Annotated in this window: 15 protein-coding genes; 11 read left to right on the top strand and 4 right to left on the bottom strand. The window is 63.2% G+C overall.

Going from position 1 to position 15,398, the window contains the following annotated elements; all coding sequences use genetic code 11:
- Window positions 1–19: 19 nt before the first annotated feature.
- Complete coding sequence (locus J3D46_RS06450) at window positions 20–1,372, bottom strand: sugar ABC transporter substrate-binding protein (RefSeq protein ID WP_231340546.1); 1,353 nt, start codon at window positions 1,370–1,372, stop codon at window positions 20–22.
- A gap of 207 nt (window positions 1,373–1,579) precedes the next feature.
- Between J3D46_RS06450 and J3D46_RS06445 the strand changes: the two genes are divergently transcribed.
- The 3 genes from J3D46_RS06445 to J3D46_RS06435 all read left to right on the top strand — a co-directional run bounded on the left by J3D46_RS06445 (window position 1,580) and on the right by J3D46_RS06435 (window position 3,666).
- The gene (locus J3D46_RS06445; protein WP_231340545.1) at window positions 1,580–2,503 is read left to right on the top strand and encodes an AraC family transcriptional regulator; all 924 of its coding nucleotides are present in this window, start codon (window positions 1,580–1,582) and stop codon (window positions 2,501–2,503) included.
- 37 nt (window positions 2,504–2,540) lie between these two features.
- The gene (locus tag J3D46_RS06440) at window positions 2,541–3,257 is read left to right on the top strand and encodes a hypothetical protein (protein ID WP_231340544.1); all 717 of its coding nucleotides are present in this window, start codon (window positions 2,541–2,543) and stop codon (window positions 3,255–3,257) included.
- 97 nt (window positions 3,258–3,354) lie between these two features.
- Window positions 3,355–3,666, top strand: coding sequence for a hypothetical protein (locus tag J3D46_RS06435; RefSeq protein WP_231340543.1), 312 nt, complete (start codon window positions 3,355–3,357; stop codon window positions 3,664–3,666).
- A gap of 105 nt (window positions 3,667–3,771) precedes the next feature.
- Here the strand turns inward: J3D46_RS06435 and J3D46_RS06430 are convergent, their stop codons facing one another.
- Window positions 3,772–4,509 carry a GAF and ANTAR domain-containing protein gene (locus tag J3D46_RS06430; RefSeq protein ID WP_231340542.1) on the bottom strand — a complete coding sequence of 246 codons (738 nt, stop codon included), beginning with the start codon at window positions 4,507–4,509 and terminating at the stop codon, window positions 3,772–3,774.
- 128 nt (window positions 4,510–4,637) lie between these two features.
- On the opposite strand from J3D46_RS06430, the gene J3D46_RS06425 reads away from it, so the two are divergent.
- Complete coding sequence (locus tag J3D46_RS06425; protein ID WP_231340541.1) at window positions 4,638–4,778, top strand: hypothetical protein; 141 nt, start codon at window positions 4,638–4,640, stop codon at window positions 4,776–4,778.
- Window positions 4,779–4,831: 53 nt separating this feature from the next.
- Here the strand turns inward: J3D46_RS06425 and J3D46_RS06420 are convergent, their stop codons facing one another.
- Complete coding sequence (locus J3D46_RS06420; protein WP_253465852.1) at window positions 4,832–5,053, bottom strand: hypothetical protein; 222 nt, start codon at window positions 5,051–5,053, stop codon at window positions 4,832–4,834.
- 477 nt (window positions 5,054–5,530) lie between these two features.
- Here J3D46_RS06420 and J3D46_RS06415 point away from each other — a divergent pair, with 477 nt between their 5' ends.
- The 6 genes from J3D46_RS06415 to J3D46_RS06390 are packed head-to-tail and all read left to right on the top strand — an operon-like array spanning window position 5,531 to window position 13,317.
- A complete protein-coding gene (locus J3D46_RS06415; RefSeq protein WP_159708520.1) occupies window positions 5,531–5,629 on the top strand; it encodes a potassium-transporting ATPase subunit F in 99 nt (32 codons plus the stop codon).
- A 6-nt stretch (window positions 5,630–5,635) separates the two neighbouring features.
- The gene (gene kdpA / locus J3D46_RS06410; RefSeq protein ID WP_231340539.1) at window positions 5,636–7,303 is read left to right on the top strand and encodes a potassium-transporting ATPase subunit KdpA; all 1,668 of its coding nucleotides are present in this window, start codon (window positions 5,636–5,638) and stop codon (window positions 7,301–7,303) included.
- Window positions 7,300–9,438, top strand: coding sequence for a potassium-transporting ATPase subunit KdpB (kdpB, locus tag J3D46_RS06405; RefSeq protein WP_231340538.1), 2,139 nt, complete (start codon window positions 7,300–7,302; stop codon window positions 9,436–9,438). The genes kdpA and kdpB overlap by 4 nt, the downstream gene beginning before the upstream one ends.
- A 9-nt stretch (window positions 9,439–9,447) precedes the next feature.
- The gene (gene kdpC / locus J3D46_RS06400; RefSeq protein WP_231340537.1) at window positions 9,448–10,059 is read left to right on the top strand and encodes a K(+)-transporting ATPase subunit C; all 612 of its coding nucleotides are present in this window, start codon (window positions 9,448–9,450) and stop codon (window positions 10,057–10,059) included.
- Window positions 10,060–10,088: 29 nt separating this feature from the next.
- Entirely contained in the window at window positions 10,089–12,647 is a 2,559-nt protein-coding gene (locus tag J3D46_RS06395; protein WP_231340536.1) for an ATP-binding protein, read from the top strand.
- Window positions 12,640–13,317, top strand: coding sequence for a response regulator (locus J3D46_RS06390; protein WP_231340535.1), 678 nt, complete (start codon window positions 12,640–12,642; stop codon window positions 13,315–13,317). The genes J3D46_RS06395 and J3D46_RS06390 overlap by 8 nt, the downstream gene beginning before the upstream one ends.
- Window positions 13,318–13,372: 55 nt before the next feature.
- Here J3D46_RS06390 and J3D46_RS06385 read toward each other — a convergent pair whose 3' ends face one another.
- The gene (locus tag J3D46_RS06385; RefSeq protein ID WP_231340534.1) at window positions 13,373–14,644 is read right to left on the bottom strand and encodes a response regulator transcription factor family protein; all 1,272 of its coding nucleotides are present in this window, start codon (window positions 14,642–14,644) and stop codon (window positions 13,373–13,375) included.
- A 139-nt stretch (window positions 14,645–14,783) separates the two neighbouring features.
- On the opposite strand from J3D46_RS06385, the gene hxlB reads away from it, so the two are divergent.
- Window positions 14,784–15,380, top strand: a complete 597-nt coding sequence (gene hxlB / locus J3D46_RS06380; RefSeq protein WP_231340533.1) for a 6-phospho-3-hexuloisomerase — start codon at window positions 14,784–14,786, stop codon at window positions 15,378–15,380.
- The last annotated feature ends 18 nt before the right edge of the window (window positions 15,381–15,398 follow it).

The raw sequence follows: 15,398 nt of genomic DNA, 5'->3' as shown, positions 1-15,398 counted from the left end.
TGTTCTCCTGCGGTTTCCGTTATTGCTTCTTCTTGTATTTGTCGCCAACCTTTTGCGCGGCCTCCTGGCCCTTGGCCAGCGCATCGGCCACGCTCCCTTGACCGGCGATTGCAGAGCTCACGCCTTGGGAGACATTGGTGCCAAGCGCGGCGAACTCGGGGATGCCGACAAACTGGATGCCGACGGCGGGCCGCTCCTGGAGGCCGGGGTTCTTCGGGTCTGCATTCTCAATGGCGAAACGTTCGGCTTCGAAGAACGGGGCTGCGTCCTGGAAGTCGGCGTTCTCATACGTGGAGATGCGCTTGCCCGAGGGCACCTTGGCCCAACCGAGTTCGGAGGCCACCAGTTCTTCGTATTCCTTGGAGCTGGCCCACGCGATGAACTTCTCAGCGGAGTCCTTTTTCTTTGAAGCCGCCTGCAGGGCCCAGGACCACGTCCACAACCAACCGGAGGATGCGGTTTCCTTCACCGGTGCCTGGGCGTAACCGATCTTGCCCTTCACCGGGGAAGCTTCAGCCTCCAGCGCGCCGGCAGCCGACGTGGCGTCGTACCACATGGCCACTTTGCTTTGGGTGAGGTTGTTCAGGCATTCGGTGAAGCCCGCCTGGGCTGCACCGGCCTGACCATGTTCCCGCACCAGCTTGGTGTAGAACTCTGTTGCTTCAGTGAATTCGGGCGAGTTGACCTTGGCGTTCCAGTCTTTGTCGAACCACGTACCGCCGAAGGTGTTGACCACCGTTGTCAGCGGCGCGAAGACCTGCCCCCACCCAGGCTGGCCCCGGAGGCAGATGCCCTTCATCCCTGGTTCCGCACCGTCTACTTTGGCGGCGAGCTGTGCCACTTCGTCCCAGGTGGGCTTGTCCGGCATGGTGAGGCCCTTGGCGTCGAAAACGTCCTTCCGGTACATCAGGAATGAGGATTCGCCATAGAACGGCTCACCGTAGAGCTTGCCGTCGGTGCCGGTGAGGGACGCGGTGTAGGCCGGGAGGATGTCGGCCTGATTGAACTCCGGGTCGTCCGCGACATCGTCAAGAGGCGCCAACCAGCCGTTGGCCGAGTAGAACGGGATCTCGTAGTTGGACAACGAGGCGACGTCGTACTGGCCGGCCTGGCTGGAGAACTCCTGGCTGATCTTTGCCCGGACATCGTTCTCCGGCAGCACCGTGTAGTTGACCCGGATGCCGGTCTCCTTGGTGAAGTTATCCGCAGTGAGCCTCTGCAGATCTTCCATCTGCGGGTTGTTGACCATGAGGACGCTGATGCTGTTCCGGTCACCAGCCCCTGTTCCGCCCGCTCCGGCACAGGCCGTGGCGGTGAGCGCGATGCACAGGGCGCCGGCTGCAAGGGCTGCCGCACGTGTATTTGGGCGCATTGAGGACTCCTTCGTTCTTCATGGGGGTGCGCAGTCTCCGCACTCCTACTACTGCGTGGAAGTACAAGACCTGGGCGGGGCATTCAGCCGGGATATCCGGGGAGCCTCGCTGTGTTCCTCAACACTAGGCGTGTGGGGTGGGACACAACTAGCGTCCTTGATGACGCATACTGATACTTATTTTCCCTGCTCCCCTGGAGGCCTCTGATGAGTCCAACCGATCCTGGAGACGGTGCAGCGACGCGGCTGGCACACCGTCTGGTGGGGATGCGCGCCAACCGCGAAGTGATTCCCGAAGATCCACATCATTCGGTCAGATGGCACGAACACGACTACCCCAGCCCTATAGCCCGCTGGAACTATCATCCCGAGTACGAGATCCACCTGATCCGCAAGGGCACCGGGAAGTTCATTGTGGGCGACCATATCGGCACCTTCGAGGCCGGCCACGTCGCGTTGGTCGGGGCCGGACTACCTCACGACTGGGTCAGCGACCTCGACCCAGGGGAAGTCCTTGAAAATCGCGATGCCGTGATCCAGTTCGACGGCAAATGGGTGGAGCAGGCTGCTGTACTGGTGCCCGAACTGACCGAGGTACTGCCGCTCCTGGAACAGTCGGCTCGTGGGATCGAATTCTTTGGCCAGACGGCACAAACGGCAGCCGCCTCCATTGAAGCCATGGGCGGCTCCAACGGATTGGAACGGCTGCGTCACCTGCTGGCCCTGTTCGCGATCCTCTCCCGGGCACCGGACCACGAACGCAAATACCTCGCCGACGAATGGTTCCGGCCGCAGTTGGACGGCCAGGCCGAAGCTGTGGTGGACATTGTCCTGGAGTACGTGTTCAGCAACCATGCCGGCAGCGTCTCCATGTCAGAGGCCGCAGCGATGGTGGGCATGGCCGAGCCCACGTTCTCCAAATACTTCAAACGTGCCACCGGGCAAAATTTCACGGACCTTGTCCGGAAGCTGCGGCTGGCCCATTCACGGCGCCTGCTGGAACGCACCGACAAGCCAGTATCGGACATTTGCTACGAGGTAGGCTTCAGCAACTTGTCCAACTTCAACCGTCAGTTCCTCAGGGAAACCGGCGAGACGCCGCGAAAATTCAGGCAACGGATGCAGGGCTAGCACCGAATGACTGCATCCACCCTGTTTAATGGGCCCCATGAGCACTGTGGACCCCATCGCCCTCAGGAAACTCCGCGCAAACAAACGCCCCGGTCCGGTCAGCATCGTGCTGGCGCTGGCCTTCCAATTCATCGGCGGACTCGCCGCAGGTTATGGCTGGCCGCACCTGGCCCTGTTGGAAGAGGTCGAACCGCCGGCATTGCCCATGATCGCGATCGTCTCAAGCATCCCGGTTTTGGTCCTGAGCTCCATCGCGTGGACTGCCGTGGCCATAAAGCACAGCAAACTCGGACTCGCCCTTGGTGGGACCTTGGCGTGGCTTGGCGCCTCGCTCGGAGTCGCAGCGATCGCGGTCCAGTCGGGCCTGACGCCGCTGCTCACCTGGGTGGGCGCCGGCTGCCTGGCCATTGCCTTGTTCCTCGGCATCCTGGGAATCATCGGCGCAAGGACCCGCAGGGCCATCGCGCACCGCGAAGCGATGGTGATGAGCACCGGCACCATGACGTCAGCGAGGGTCACCGACAAGGGCTACCTGTCCTTCAGCGACAGCGCCAAGATCCTCACTACTGTGACTTTCACTTTCCACGATGCGAACGGGACCCAACGCTGGGTCCAGCGCCCGCTGCTGATTACTGCCGCCGAGCCTGTAGTGGACGGCCAGGAGACCACTCTCTGGTACGACCCCCTGGACCCAGGCAATGACAAGAAGATCGTGGTGAAACTGGCCAAGGACATGCCGTTGCGCCGGCCCTGACCAACAAGGCCGCCTGAACCCGCGTCACTTTCAGCTGGTTCCGCCCACTTATCAGTGGACGGAAAAACTGCCAACGGATGCGCCCCAGGAGCAAGAAATGAACTCACCCCACGGAATGGCCATGACGGCCGCCTTTGTGTTGCCCGAAGCGCCGGACTTCCGCCTGTTGTTCATGGCAGGACTGGTGTTCCTGGCGGGTCTAGCCGGTACGGGCAGCGTCCTGCTGCTCCTGCTGTTCGCACCCATCATCAGTTTGGCCCTCATGGGCCGTGGCTATCAACGCAAGGTTGCCGCGACGACTCCCGGCACCCGCTTAGCAGCAGCACGGCCGCAGTGGCTGCGACGATCAGACCGATCCCGGCCCACTGCCCCACGGCAAGGTCCTGATGCAGGGCTACGGCACCGATGATCGCGGCAAACACTGGGTTGATGCTTATGAGGACGCCAGGATTCCGGCACCACCGCGCGAGCGTGAGCAGATTGTGGAACTGCTGAGGGGGCTGTACCGCTGGTTTCAGTCTTCGAAGCGCAGATGGCTTTCGGTGCTGCCGCTCAAGTGCGCGATGATGTCCGTTGCGACGGCATGCAGTTTCTTGTTCCTGTGGCTCGAGGCCTTGGTCAGGAACTCGAAGGCCTCGTCCTGGCTGCAACGGTTCTGGGCCATAATGACGCCGCAGGCAAGGTCAATGACAGTCCTGGAGGACATCGCCGTCTTCAGGTCCGCGTTCAGTTGCTCCACGGTTTCGATCCTGATGGCCAGACGCAGGGTACTTCCCGTGACCTCCGTAAACGAGGCAGCTTCGGCTATCACAGCATCAGTGAATGTACCCGCCTTTGGGGCGAAGAAGTTGATGACCGCCTGGGATGTCTCACCCAGGGCCATCGGTACACCCAAGGCACTGTGGATACCTTCTGCAGCCAAAGCCCGGCTGTACTCCGGCCAGTTGGTGTCGGTGGCAACGTCTGCCAGAAGCACCGGACGGCCGGCGTCCAACGCTTCCAGACAGGGGCCCTGCCCAAGGGCCTGTTCAATCTTGTCCAGCTGAATTGCCCTCTCACTGCTACCTGCAACAGTGGAGGTCCGTTTGCGGCGACGCAGTGTGAGGGCACAATCGATGTTCTCCCCGGCCACTTTGCTCATTGCGTCGGAGGCGAAGCCAGTCACGCCGTTCAAAATTCCGTGGATGTCTGAGCTGCCGACTACCAATTCGTGCAGGCTTCGGATGTGTTCGGCATTGTCCATGGGTTCCATGGGCCTAATCGTAGGAAGAGTTCGGCCTCCCGTCACCTGTTGCCGGGTAAACCACCTTCCTGGAGGACGACACTCCCGGACATCAGCACCGCTGGGATGCCCAGCACATCGCCTCGTTCGTTTTCCCTTTGGTGATCTACGCCGTGGGCGGCGTCCTGATCGTTATATCCCTTCCGGCCGGTTTGGTGGTGGTGGCCCTCGGAACGATCATCGCGCTGATCGGTGCGGTGGTTTTTTCGTGGGTGGCCCTGGTGGAGATACTGCGCTGACAAAGCGAACGACGACGGGAAGTCCCGTCGTCGTTCGCTTGGCGTTGAGTCTTTCAGTCAGCTTTTCCAGCCAACGCCACCAGCACGCCGGCGGTGGCAAAGAACTTGTTGCTGCCGAGATCGCGCACCGTCTTGATGCCCAGCCCTGCAAGTAATTCATCGTGTTTTTCGGTCAGTCCGGCAAGCGCCGACGGCGGTGCGGCGAGGACTTCGTCCAGGCTTGCATTTTCGTAGGATTTGTCGAGTGCTTTGCCCAATTCAACAGAAACAGCCAAGGCTTTTCCTTTCATCGATACAGAACAATTACAAACGTGCAGAACATGAAACAACAGCATTATTACCAAGCAGCCTGCGGACCCTCCCGGGGGAATTGTCAATTTGAGCCGCCTAACGATCAAGATAGCCCACAATGGCGCAAATTTGTTGGCCTCTGAACCATAAATTGCCCAGGCATGCGTGAACCGGGTCGCTGGCCGCGCCACCCTGCTGCCTTGGGAAGCCCGCCATACGGGGGAACGTTAAGAGCGCGTCAAGATTTGGGGCCGCCGCGTTAAGGAACCGTAAGGAACGCCTTTTGGCCACTTTCACGGGGGTTGACTGACATCAGCCCCGCGAACGGGGCGCGGATGAAAGGACGTTCCAATGGCCGACGTGGCTGTTGTGGCGATTCTCGTGGTGAGCATGGGAATCGTGATGTGGGTGGCCCACCTTTTGGGCAAAATGATCGACGGCGAGGGCCCGGTGAGCGGGCAATGAACCTGGACGCCATCATGTGGGTTGCGTTGTTCATCGTGGGCCTGGCCATGACCGGGTACTTGCTGGCTGTGTTGCTTCACCCGGAAAAGTGGTGACGGCAAGTGGTTTTCAGCACGGCAGCATTCATCACCCAAATAGTTGTCCTTCTCCTCGCGTTGCTTCTGTTGCACAAGCCCTTGGGCCTCTACATGGAACGCGTTTTCGCGGGGAGCACGCATTCCAGGTTGGAGCGGGTGTTCTACCGGCTCGCGGGGGTGGACGTCGGAACTGAACAGAGCTGGTCTGTGTATCTGCGCAGCGTTCTGGTCTTTTCGGCCGTTTCCATCCTGGCTATCTTTGCCCTGCAGCGGCTTCAGGGTCTGCTGCCCGGGAGCAACGGGCTTCCGGGCGTAGATCCGTGGATCGCCATGAACACGGCCATCTCCTTTGTCACCAACACCAACTGGCAAACGTACGTGCCTGAGGCCACCGTGGGCACCTTCGTCCAGATGTGCCTCCTGGCAGTGCAGAATTTCCTCTCCGCCGCAGTTGGAATCGTGGTGGCCGTGGCCTTGATCCGCGGCATCGTGCGGACAAAGACGGACCGTTTGGGTAACTTCTGGGTTGATGTCACCCGGGCATCTTTCCGGCTCCTGCTGCCCATCGCCGCAGTGGGCGCCATCGCGTTGGTGATGGGCGGCGTCGTACAGAATTTCTGGTCCACCGAGGTTGCCAACCAAGCCACGGGGGTCACCCAGGTGATACCTGGCGGACCGGTAGCCTCCCAGGAGGCCATCAAGGTCCTGGGCACCAACGGCGGCGGCTACTTCAACGCCAACTCCGCCCACCCCTTCGAGAATCCAAGTGTCTTCACCAGCCTGTTCCAGGTGTTCCTGATCCTGCTCATCCCTTCCGCCCTTCCCTATACCTACGGAAGGATGGTCGGCGACCGGCGCCAAGGCTTCACCGTTGCCGGCGTCATGGCCGCTCTTTGGCTGACCTCCACTGCCCTGATGGGCTGGGCGGTCGCGTCGGGCCAAGGGGCTGCATCGTCGGCGGCCGGAGGCTTGGGTGAAGGCTTCGAACAACGCCTGGGGCCAGCCGCAAGCTCCATCTTCGCCGCGTCCACCACCCTCACCTCCACCGGAGCGGTGAATGTGGCCCATGATTCCCTTCCCCCTCTCGCGGGCGGAATCGCCATGGTGAACATGATGCTGGGCGAGGTGGCCCCCGGAGGCACCGGTTCCGGACTGTACGGCATGCTGATCCTGGCGATTATCGCCGTCTTCATCGCAGGCCTGATGGTCGGCCGGACGCCGGAGTTCCTGGGCAAGAAGATCGGCCCGCGGGAAATGAAGCTCGCGGCCCTCTACATCCTGGTGACCCCCACCCTGGTGCTGGTCCTGGCAGGCATCACAGCGCTGCTCCCTGACGTCATGGCCAACGCGCCGGCGGCCGGACCCCACCAGTTCAGTGAGTTGCTGTATGCCTTCACCTCAGGCGCCAACAACAACGGTTCAGCTTTCGGTGGTATCACCAGCTCCGGACCGTATCTGTCCGTGATGCTCGGAATTGCCATGTTGCTGGGTCGCTTCCTCCCGATCGTCCTGGTCCTGGCACTGGCCGGGTCCTTGGCGCGGCAACGGAAGATCCCCGCATCAGCGGGAACCGTGCCAACCCACGGAGGGCTCTTCGGATCACTCCTCCTCAGCGTCACCGTGATCATGACGGCCCTCAGCTACTTCCCTGCCCTCGCCCTGGGCCCACTCGCAGAAGGACTTATCAAATGACCCGGTCCAGCACGGCTACAGCCGCGGACACGTCAGCACTCACCTACGCTGACGGCAACCCACTCGGAACACCCGGGGAACACAAACACCACACCAAGGCTCCGGCGAAACTCAATGCCGCCACTCTCCGCGCGGCCCTGCCGGTGGCGTTCAAAAAGCTGGATCCCCGGCAGATGGTCCATTCGCCCGTCATGTTCGTGGTGCTGGTGGGAGCCGCCGCCTGCACCTTGATTTGTGTGTTCAAACCGGCAGTCTTTGGCATTGTTGTCACGGCGTGGCTTTGGCTGACGGTCCTGTTCGGCACCCTGTCCGAGGCCATCGCCGAGGGCCGGGGGAAAGCCCAGGCGGACAGCCTCCGCGCCAGCCGCAAGGGCGTCCTGGCCCGCCTGCGGCTGGACGATGGAACCACCAAGGAAGTGGCCGGCACGGACCTCAAGCTCAACGACGTCGTCATCTGCGAAGCGGGTGACGTTATCCCCTCCGACGGCGAAATCATCGAAGGCCTAGCAAGCGTGGACGAGTCCACCATCACGGGCGAGTCAGCACCGGTCATCCGGGAGTCCGGCGGTGACCGTTCGTCAGTGACCGGCGGTACCAAGGTTTTGTCGGACCGGATCTTGGTCCGCATCACGGCTGAACCCGGAGCTACGTTCATTGACCGGATGATCAAACTCGTTGAGGGAGCCGTCCGTCAAAAGACTCCCAATGAGATCGCCCTGCACGTGCTCCTGGTTTCGTTGACCATCGTGTTCCTGGTGGTCACCATGACCCTGGCCCCGCTCGCGTCGCTGGCGGGAGCAACACCGTCGCCGATCGTCCTGGTCGCCCTCCTGGTTTGCCTCATTCCCACCACCATTGGCGCCCTGGTTCCGGCTATCGGCATCGCCGGCATGGACCGACTGGTCCAACACAACGTGCTGGCGACCTCCGGGCGGGCAGTGGAAACTGCCGGTGACATCACCACATTGCTGCTGGATAAGACGGGCACCATCACCTACGGCAACAGGCGGGCGGTCAACTTCTTCCCGGCCAACGACGTGGAACGCCACGAACTCATCACCGCGGCCCGGTTGTCCAGCCTCGCGGATGAAACCCCTGAGGGCCGCTCCATTGTGGAACTCGCCAACGACAAAGGCGTGGACGGCCCGGAGCTTGACCACCTCCGTAAGGACTCCAAGGACATCAGCATCGTGGAGTTCACGGCCAGCACACGCATGAGCGGGCTGGACGTCGACGGGCGCCTGATCCGCAAAGGCGCCGCGGCCGCCGTCGAACGCTTCGTCGCCGAAGCCGGTGGGCGCATGCCTGCAGAAGTCCAGCGTCGAGTGCAGGAAATCTCCGCCGAGGGCGGCACGCCGCTGCTGGTCGCCGAGCACACGCACGACGGCGGCGCCCGGGTTCTGGGAACAGTGCACCTGGCCGATGTGGTCAAGCCCGGCATGCACGCCCGTTTCGCGGAGCTGCGCAGGATGGGGATCCGCACGGTGATGATCACCGGCGACAACCCCGTGACGGCAAAGGCAATCGCGGCGGAGGCCGGCGTCGACGACTTCGTGGCGGAAGCCACGCCCGAGGACAAACTGGACGTCATCCGGCGCGAGCAGGGCGAAGGGCGGTTGGTTGCCATGACGGGTGACGGCACCAACGACGCCCCAGCGTTGGCCGCGGCTGACGTGGGCGTGGCGATGAATTCGGGAACACCCGCTGCCAAGGAGGCGGCCAACATGGTGGACCTGGATTCCGATCCCACCAAACTGATCAACATCGTGGGCATCGGCAAGCAACTGCTGATAACACGCGGGGCGCTGACCACGTTCTCGGTGGCCAATGACGTGGCGAAGTACTTCGCGATCGTGCCGGCGCTGTTCACTGCTGCGTTCCCGGGACTCGGGATGCTGAACATCATGGGCCTGGCGAGTCCGTCGTCGGCCATCCTTTCGGCGGTGATCTTCAACGCCCTCATCATCCTGGTACTGGTTCCTTTGGCGCTGCGTGGCGTGAAGTACCGTGCCGTGTCCGCGAATCAAGCGCTTGCCAGGAATCTGCTGCTGTATGGCCTCGGCGGCCTCGTGGCACCGTTCCTCGGGATCAAGCTCATTGACCTGATCATTTCCCTCATCCCCGGCATCGGCTAGGACTCCACCATGAATGTGTTTACCGGTTATCTTCGCCAGGCGGGCACCGCAGCCCGGTTCCTGCTTCTCGCGACCATCGTCCTGGGGCTCCTGTACCCGCTTGCGATCTTCGGGGTCGGGCAGTTGGTGGCTCCCTTCCAAGCGAACGGTTCAGTGGTCAAGGACTCTGCGGGCGAACCCGCGGCATCGGCACTGATCGCCCAGGTGTCCGCAGACGACGCCGGCACGCAGGATCCCGCGTGGTTCCACGCACGGCCCTCGGCCGTCGGATGGGATCCCGCATCGTCTTCGGCCAGCAATTTGGGCCCCAACGACGCGAAACTGCTCGACGCCGTTGCCGCCAACCGCGCCGCAGTGGCCGCGGCAGAAGGCGTCAGTGAGGCCGACGTCCCCGCCGATGCGGTGACGGCCAGCGGGTCCGGCCTTGATCCACACATCTCACCTGACTACGCGGCCCTCCAGGTCGCCCGGGTTGCTGCAGCCCACGGGCTCAGCACGGACGTTGTGCAGGGTTTGGTGGACAAGCGGACGAGCAGCGGGCTGGAAGCGTTCCTCGGCCAACCGTCGGTCAACGTGACACTGCTGAACCTGGATGTCGCCGCGGCCGGCAATGATCAGTAGGCTCCCGTTCCGAGTGGAAGAATGACGTTATGGCGCGGGCAACACTGAGAATATTCCTGGGGGCCGCCCCGGGCGTCGGCAAGACCTACGCCATGCTCGAGGAAGCCCACAGATTGCTTGGCCGTGGCGAGGACGTGGTGGTGGCCTTCGCCATGCACCACGGCCGCGCCGATACCCGCGCATTGACCCAAGGGCTCGAAGTCATCCCCACCCGGAGCATCGACTACCGGGGCAGTTCGTTTGAGGAACTGGACCTGGACGCCGTCCTGGAGCGTCGGCCGCGCATAGCCATCGTTGACGAGTACGCGCACACGAACATCCCCGGCAGCCGCAACCACAAGCGCTGGGAGGACATTGAGGAACTGCTGGAAGCGGGTATCGATGTCCTCTCCACCGTCAACGTGCAGCATCTGGCCTCCCTGGGCGACGTCGTCAGCGCCATCACCGATGTGCACCAGGCGGAGACTGTCCCGGACGACGTCGTGCGTCGCGCCGACCAGATCCACCTGGTGGACATCTCACCGGAACTGCTGAGGCAGCGGCTGGGCGACGGCAAGATCTACGCCGCGGACAAGATCGACGCGGCCCTGTCCAACTACTTCCGGGTGGGTAACCTGACGGCGCTCCGCGAGCTTGCCCTGCTGTGGCTTGCGGACCGGGTGGACGAAGGCCTGGCCCGCTACCGTGAAGAAAACCAGATCGAGGAAAGCTGGCCGGCCAGGGAACGCATCGTCATCGGACTGACAGGTGGTCCCGAAGGTGAGGTCCTGATCCGACGGGCCGCGAGGATCCTCAAACGTGTCAACGGAGGCGATCTGCTGGCCGTCCATGTTCGCGCGGCCGATGGCGTGGCCGCCGAATCCCCGCAGGCCTTGGAAGCCCAACGCACCCTCATCCGGGATCTCGGCGGCAGCTACCACATTGTGGCTGGTGAGGACCCCGCCAAAGCCTTGCTCGACTTCGCCCGAAGCGTCAATGCCACCCAGATCGTGGTGGGCGTATCGCGTCGGAAGGCCCTGGCCGGGCGGCTCACCGGCGGCGTAGGGAACAAAGTGGTCCGGGACTCGGGCGACATCGACGTCCACATGGTTTCGCATCCCCTTGGTGGCCGCGGCAAGGAACCTTCGCGGCCACGCGACCTGGGCCGGGTCCGGGTGATGGTTGGCTTTGCCATGGCCATTGTGGTGCCCGTCCTGCTGCAACTCCTGTTGGCCGCAAGCCCATCGCACAACATCGCGACGGCCGTCCTGGTCCAGCTCAGCGGTTCTGTTGCCGTTGCCCTGGTGGGTGGCCTGTGGCCCGCTTTGCTGGGTGCCCTGTGGAGCAGTGCCCTGGTGAATTTCTTCTCCGTTCCGCCCCTTGGCACCCTGACCATCAGCGATCCCCAGAACCTGCTGGCACTGCTGGTCTTCGCGGGGGTTTCCTCGGCTGTGGCCGTGGTGGTGGACCTTTCGGCCAGGCGCTCCAAGGAGGCCGCCCGGGCCCGTTCGGAAGCAGCCACCCTGGGCGATCTCACCCGCGGAGCGACCACGGCCGAGGACACGGTGGTGGGCCTGCTGGAGCAGGCTGTGGACGTCTTCCAAGTCCGCCGGGCCGCCCTCTACGAGTCGTCTTCCCCTGACGACGGCTGGCGACTCGTAGCCGCGGCCGGGGATGAAGCCCCGGACGACAACGAGAACATCGAACAGATCGACGCCAGCACGCGACTGGTCCTGACCGGCCGGGTCCTCCCTGCCAGCGACCGCCGCCTGCTCGGTGCCTTCGGCTCACACCTCTCAGCACAGCTGGAACGCCGGCAACTTGCAGCGAGCCGCCGCGAAGTCATGCGGCTGGCCGAAAGCAACACGATGCGCACGTCCATTCTCCGCGCCGTATCCCACGACCTCCGCACCCCCCTGGCCGGCATCAAACTGGCCGTCGGCGGCCTGCGGCAGCCCGGTATCCACTACACGGAACAAGAGGAACAGGAGCTCCTGGCCACCATCGATGAATGCTCGGACCGCTTGGACGTGCTGGTGGGGAACCTCCTGGACATGTCCCGGATTACCTCCGATTCTGTGAACGCCCTGATCAAGCCCGTCCGTTGGTTCGACGTGATTCCAGCTGCACTTCACGGAGTCCCGGCTGGACGGGTCCGTGTGGACCTCCTCCCCAACATGCCCGAGGTGGACGCCGACGCCGGCATGCTTGAACGGGTGGTTGCCAACATCGTGGAGAATGCCGTGAAATACGCGCCGACCTCCGACATCGTGATTGTTGGCGCCGCCGGCGGACTCAGCACCACCACCTTGGCCGGGCAACCGGCCAGCGAACTCCGAATCATCGACCATGGCCAAGGTGTCCCCGCGGCCAGCGTGCTCCAAATGTTCCAGCCCTTCCAGCGGCTCGACGACGTCCCGGCCGCCACTGGAGTGGGGTTGGGACTCGCCGTGGCCAAGGGATTCACCGAGGCAATGGGCGGCACCCTCACCGCCGAGGAAACACCCGGCGGCGGCCTGACCATGGTGATCCGGCTGCCCTTATCCACGGGCGTGTACTTCCTCCCGTCCCCCGAAAGACACCCAGTGAATGGCATCCGGCATGAATAGCGTTTTGGTAGTGGACGACGATCCCCACATTGTCCGCGCACTTGCCATCACCCTCAAAGGGCAGGGATACACGGTCACAACAGCCATGGATGGGGAATCGGCACTCCACGCTGCCGCGCAACGGCCAGTCAACGTCGTCATCCTTGACCTGGGCTTGCCGGACATCGACGGCACCACGGTCATCACCCGGCTCCGCGAGTGGAGCGCCGTGCCCATCCTGGTCCTGTCAGCCCGGCACGGGTCCAGCGACAAGGTGGAAGCCCTCGACGCCGGCGCGGACGACTACATCACCAAGCCCTTCGGACTGGACGAACTGCTGGCACGCCTCCGGGCCATCCTGCGGCGAAGCACCGAATCCAGCGGGGAAACCACCACGATCGAGACCAGCTCTTTCACCGTGGACCTTGCGAAGAGGCAAATCACCAAGTCCGGACAGGACGTCAGGATGACGCCCACCGAATGGAACATCCTGGACATCCTGGTCCGCAATCCGGACAAACTGATCACCCAACAGCAGCTCCTCAGCGAAGTCTGGGGCCCGGCGTATGCCAAGGAAGCCAACTACTTGCGCGTCTACATGGCCCAGCTCCGCCGAAAGCTGGAAGTTGAACCGGGCAACCCGCGCCATTTCATCACCGAGCCCGGGATGGGCTACCGGTTCGTCCCATAAACGAAAGCCGCCCACCGGCGTCGTGCGTTCATGATGTCGTGCGAAATAGATTCCTTTACCGCAGGCCAGCTGAGTGCGCCAAAGCAATCGCCTCGGTCCTGGAACGCACGTCGAGTTTCCGGAAGAGGTTCCGGATATGGAACTTCACCGTGTTCTCACTGATGTGGAGCGCACCAGCGATGCCCCGGTTCCGCTGCCCTGAAGTGAGCAACTGCAGGACCTCCAACTCGCGGGGCGCCAGATCCCAGACGGCAACATCACCTGCTGGAGCCGCCGGCGGATCCAGCGGCAACACCACGGAAATATCGGCACCCCAGCCCTGCATCACCTCGAGGGACATCCGCCCGTCAACTGCCTGCACCCGCTGCTGCAGCCGGACGATGTTGGGAGAATCCGGCGAGAGGGCGCCCAGGCCGTCGTCGCGCACATTGATCAGCAGGTTCTCGCCGTCGCAATCCCACTGTGCCCGGACCCGGCGGACGTCCGGCTGCTCCGCGATGGCCAGCACAAGCCCACGGACAACGGCGCGGGCAGCATGGGCAACCTCACCAGGGAGTGCACGCCCGTTGGCGGGCGGCTCGATGAACTGGATGTCGATATTGCTGAAGTGCATCAGGGGGCGGAGGTCTTCGCGAAGCCGCTCAAATGCGGTCGCCACCGGTTCCTCCACCAGATCACTGGTCCGGTCGCTGAGCGTCCGCAAATCCACCAGTGCCTTGACGGCTAGGTCCGTCACTGAGGCGCGCGCCACGGCGTCGTTCATGGAGGTCGACCGCAAGGCCGCCAGCAGCGTTTCAAGGGTCGTGGAGTGCTGGTCGACCAGCTCGGCCGTTACGCGGATCCGCTCAGCGGATGCGGCCCGTGATTCCAAAAGGTACGACGGCGGCGCGTCGGTTACCTTCTCCTGGATGCGTCGGGCGGTTAATCCCCACAGATAGCTGAGAAGACGGTGCGCTTCCCCTGCTGCTTCCGATCCTTCCAACCCGGCAGTCACGGAGGGGTCGGTCAGCACCAGCAGCGCCTGGCTGGGCGCATAGCCCAAGGCAAGGACTTGCCGCTCCTCACCGGCGATGACCGCGGACGTGCGCCACGGATCCTCACCCGGCATCGCCGAGCGCAACTGGTCCAGTTCCGTGATGGACACGCGGCTGACTATGCTTTCGTCGCCCGCCTTCTTCTGGGGCCGTCCCGTGCAGTCCTCCGTGAAGATGACCAGAGCACTGCTTGCCAGGAACGGGAGAGTGGCCTCACGGAGGCTTTCGGCAATGCGGTTCAGCGGCGCGGCAGCCAGGTCGCTGACGGAGTGGAGGAGTGCCCAGTTCTGCATTCGGCCAGCATATGTGCCAAACAGGGTCCGGTACTACCCAAACGGATAGGAAAGACTGTCACAAATCAGCGTTCTCCCCACCCTTGGACTGCACCAAGCTGGAAGGGAAGCAAACACCACGGTTACTGAAGGAGAGAGTGTGGACGCTGTCGCAGAAAAGCCCGCCCTGAGCCAAACGCCAGCCCGGGCCGCGCTCAACCTGTCCCTGATCCAGGACGAACTTGTCAGCACCACCAACGCGATCGACGTCAACCAGCTGGCAGTCCTCGCCGACAGAATCCGAGGGGCAGAGCGTGTCTTCCTCGCAGGAGCCGGGCGCAGCGGACTGGTTCTTCGCATGGCAGCCATGCGACTCATGCACTTGGGCCTGACGGTCCATGTTGCCGGCGACACCACCACGCCCGCCATCGCCTCTGGTGACCTCCTGCTGGTGGCATCCGGCTCGGGAACCACCTCAGGTGTGGTCAAGTCAGCGCAAACCGCAGCCGCCGCCGGGGCGGACGTTGCCGCCGTGACCACCGACCAGGAATCACCCTTGGCCGCCCTGGCCGATGCGCTGGTGATCATACCCGCAGCGCAGAAAACCGATCACGGCTCCAGCCGTTCCCGCCAGTACTCCGGCAGCCTGTTCGAGCAATCCCTCTTCCTTGCAACGGAGACAGTGTTCCAAACGCTCTGGGAGGACACCAACGAGCCTGCGGAACACCTCTGGCTGCGCCACGCCAATCTCGAGTAATCCCACCCCTAGCCCGCA

This window comes from Paenarthrobacter sp. A20 (assembly GCF_024168825.1).
In the GTDB taxonomy this organism is placed as follows: domain Bacteria; phylum Actinomycetota; class Actinomycetes; order Actinomycetales; family Micrococcaceae; genus Arthrobacter.
The sequence above is the reverse complement of the archived record's forward strand: the minus strand, read 5'-3'. Positions and strand labels throughout refer to the sequence as shown.

Excerpts from the sequence above, each read along its gene's own strand:
- J3D46_RS06450 (WP_231340546.1), bottom strand. The coding sequence starts at position 1,372 with ATGCGCCCAAATACACGTGCGGCAGCCCTTGCAGCCGGCGCCCTGTGC.
- J3D46_RS06445 (WP_231340545.1), top strand. The coding sequence starts at position 1,580 with ATGAGTCCAACCGATCCTGGAGACGGTGCAGCGACGCGGCTGGCACAC.
- J3D46_RS06440 (WP_231340544.1), top strand. The coding sequence starts at position 2,541 with ATGAGCACTGTGGACCCCATCGCCCTCAGGAAACTCCGCGCAAACAAA.
- J3D46_RS06435 (WP_231340543.1), top strand. The coding sequence starts at position 3,355 with ATGAACTCACCCCACGGAATGGCCATGACGGCCGCCTTTGTGTTGCCC.
- J3D46_RS06430 (WP_231340542.1), bottom strand. The coding sequence starts at position 4,509 with ATGGAACCCATGGACAATGCCGAACACATCCGAAGCCTGCACGAATTG.
- J3D46_RS06415 (WP_159708520.1), top strand. The coding sequence starts at position 5,531 with ATGAACCTGGACGCCATCATGTGGGTTGCGTTGTTCATCGTGGGCCTG.
- kdpB (WP_231340538.1), top strand. The coding sequence starts at position 7,300 with ATGACCCGGTCCAGCACGGCTACAGCCGCGGACACGTCAGCACTCACC.
- kdpC (WP_231340537.1), top strand. The coding sequence starts at position 9,448 with ATGAATGTGTTTACCGGTTATCTTCGCCAGGCGGGCACCGCAGCCCGG.
- J3D46_RS06395 (WP_231340536.1), top strand. The coding sequence starts at position 10,089 with ATGGCGCGGGCAACACTGAGAATATTCCTGGGGGCCGCCCCGGGCGTC.
- J3D46_RS06390 (WP_231340535.1), top strand. The coding sequence starts at position 12,640 with ATGAATAGCGTTTTGGTAGTGGACGACGATCCCCACATTGTCCGCGCA.
- J3D46_RS06385 (WP_231340534.1), bottom strand. The coding sequence starts at position 14,644 with ATGCAGAACTGGGCACTCCTCCACTCCGTCAGCGACCTGGCTGCCGCG.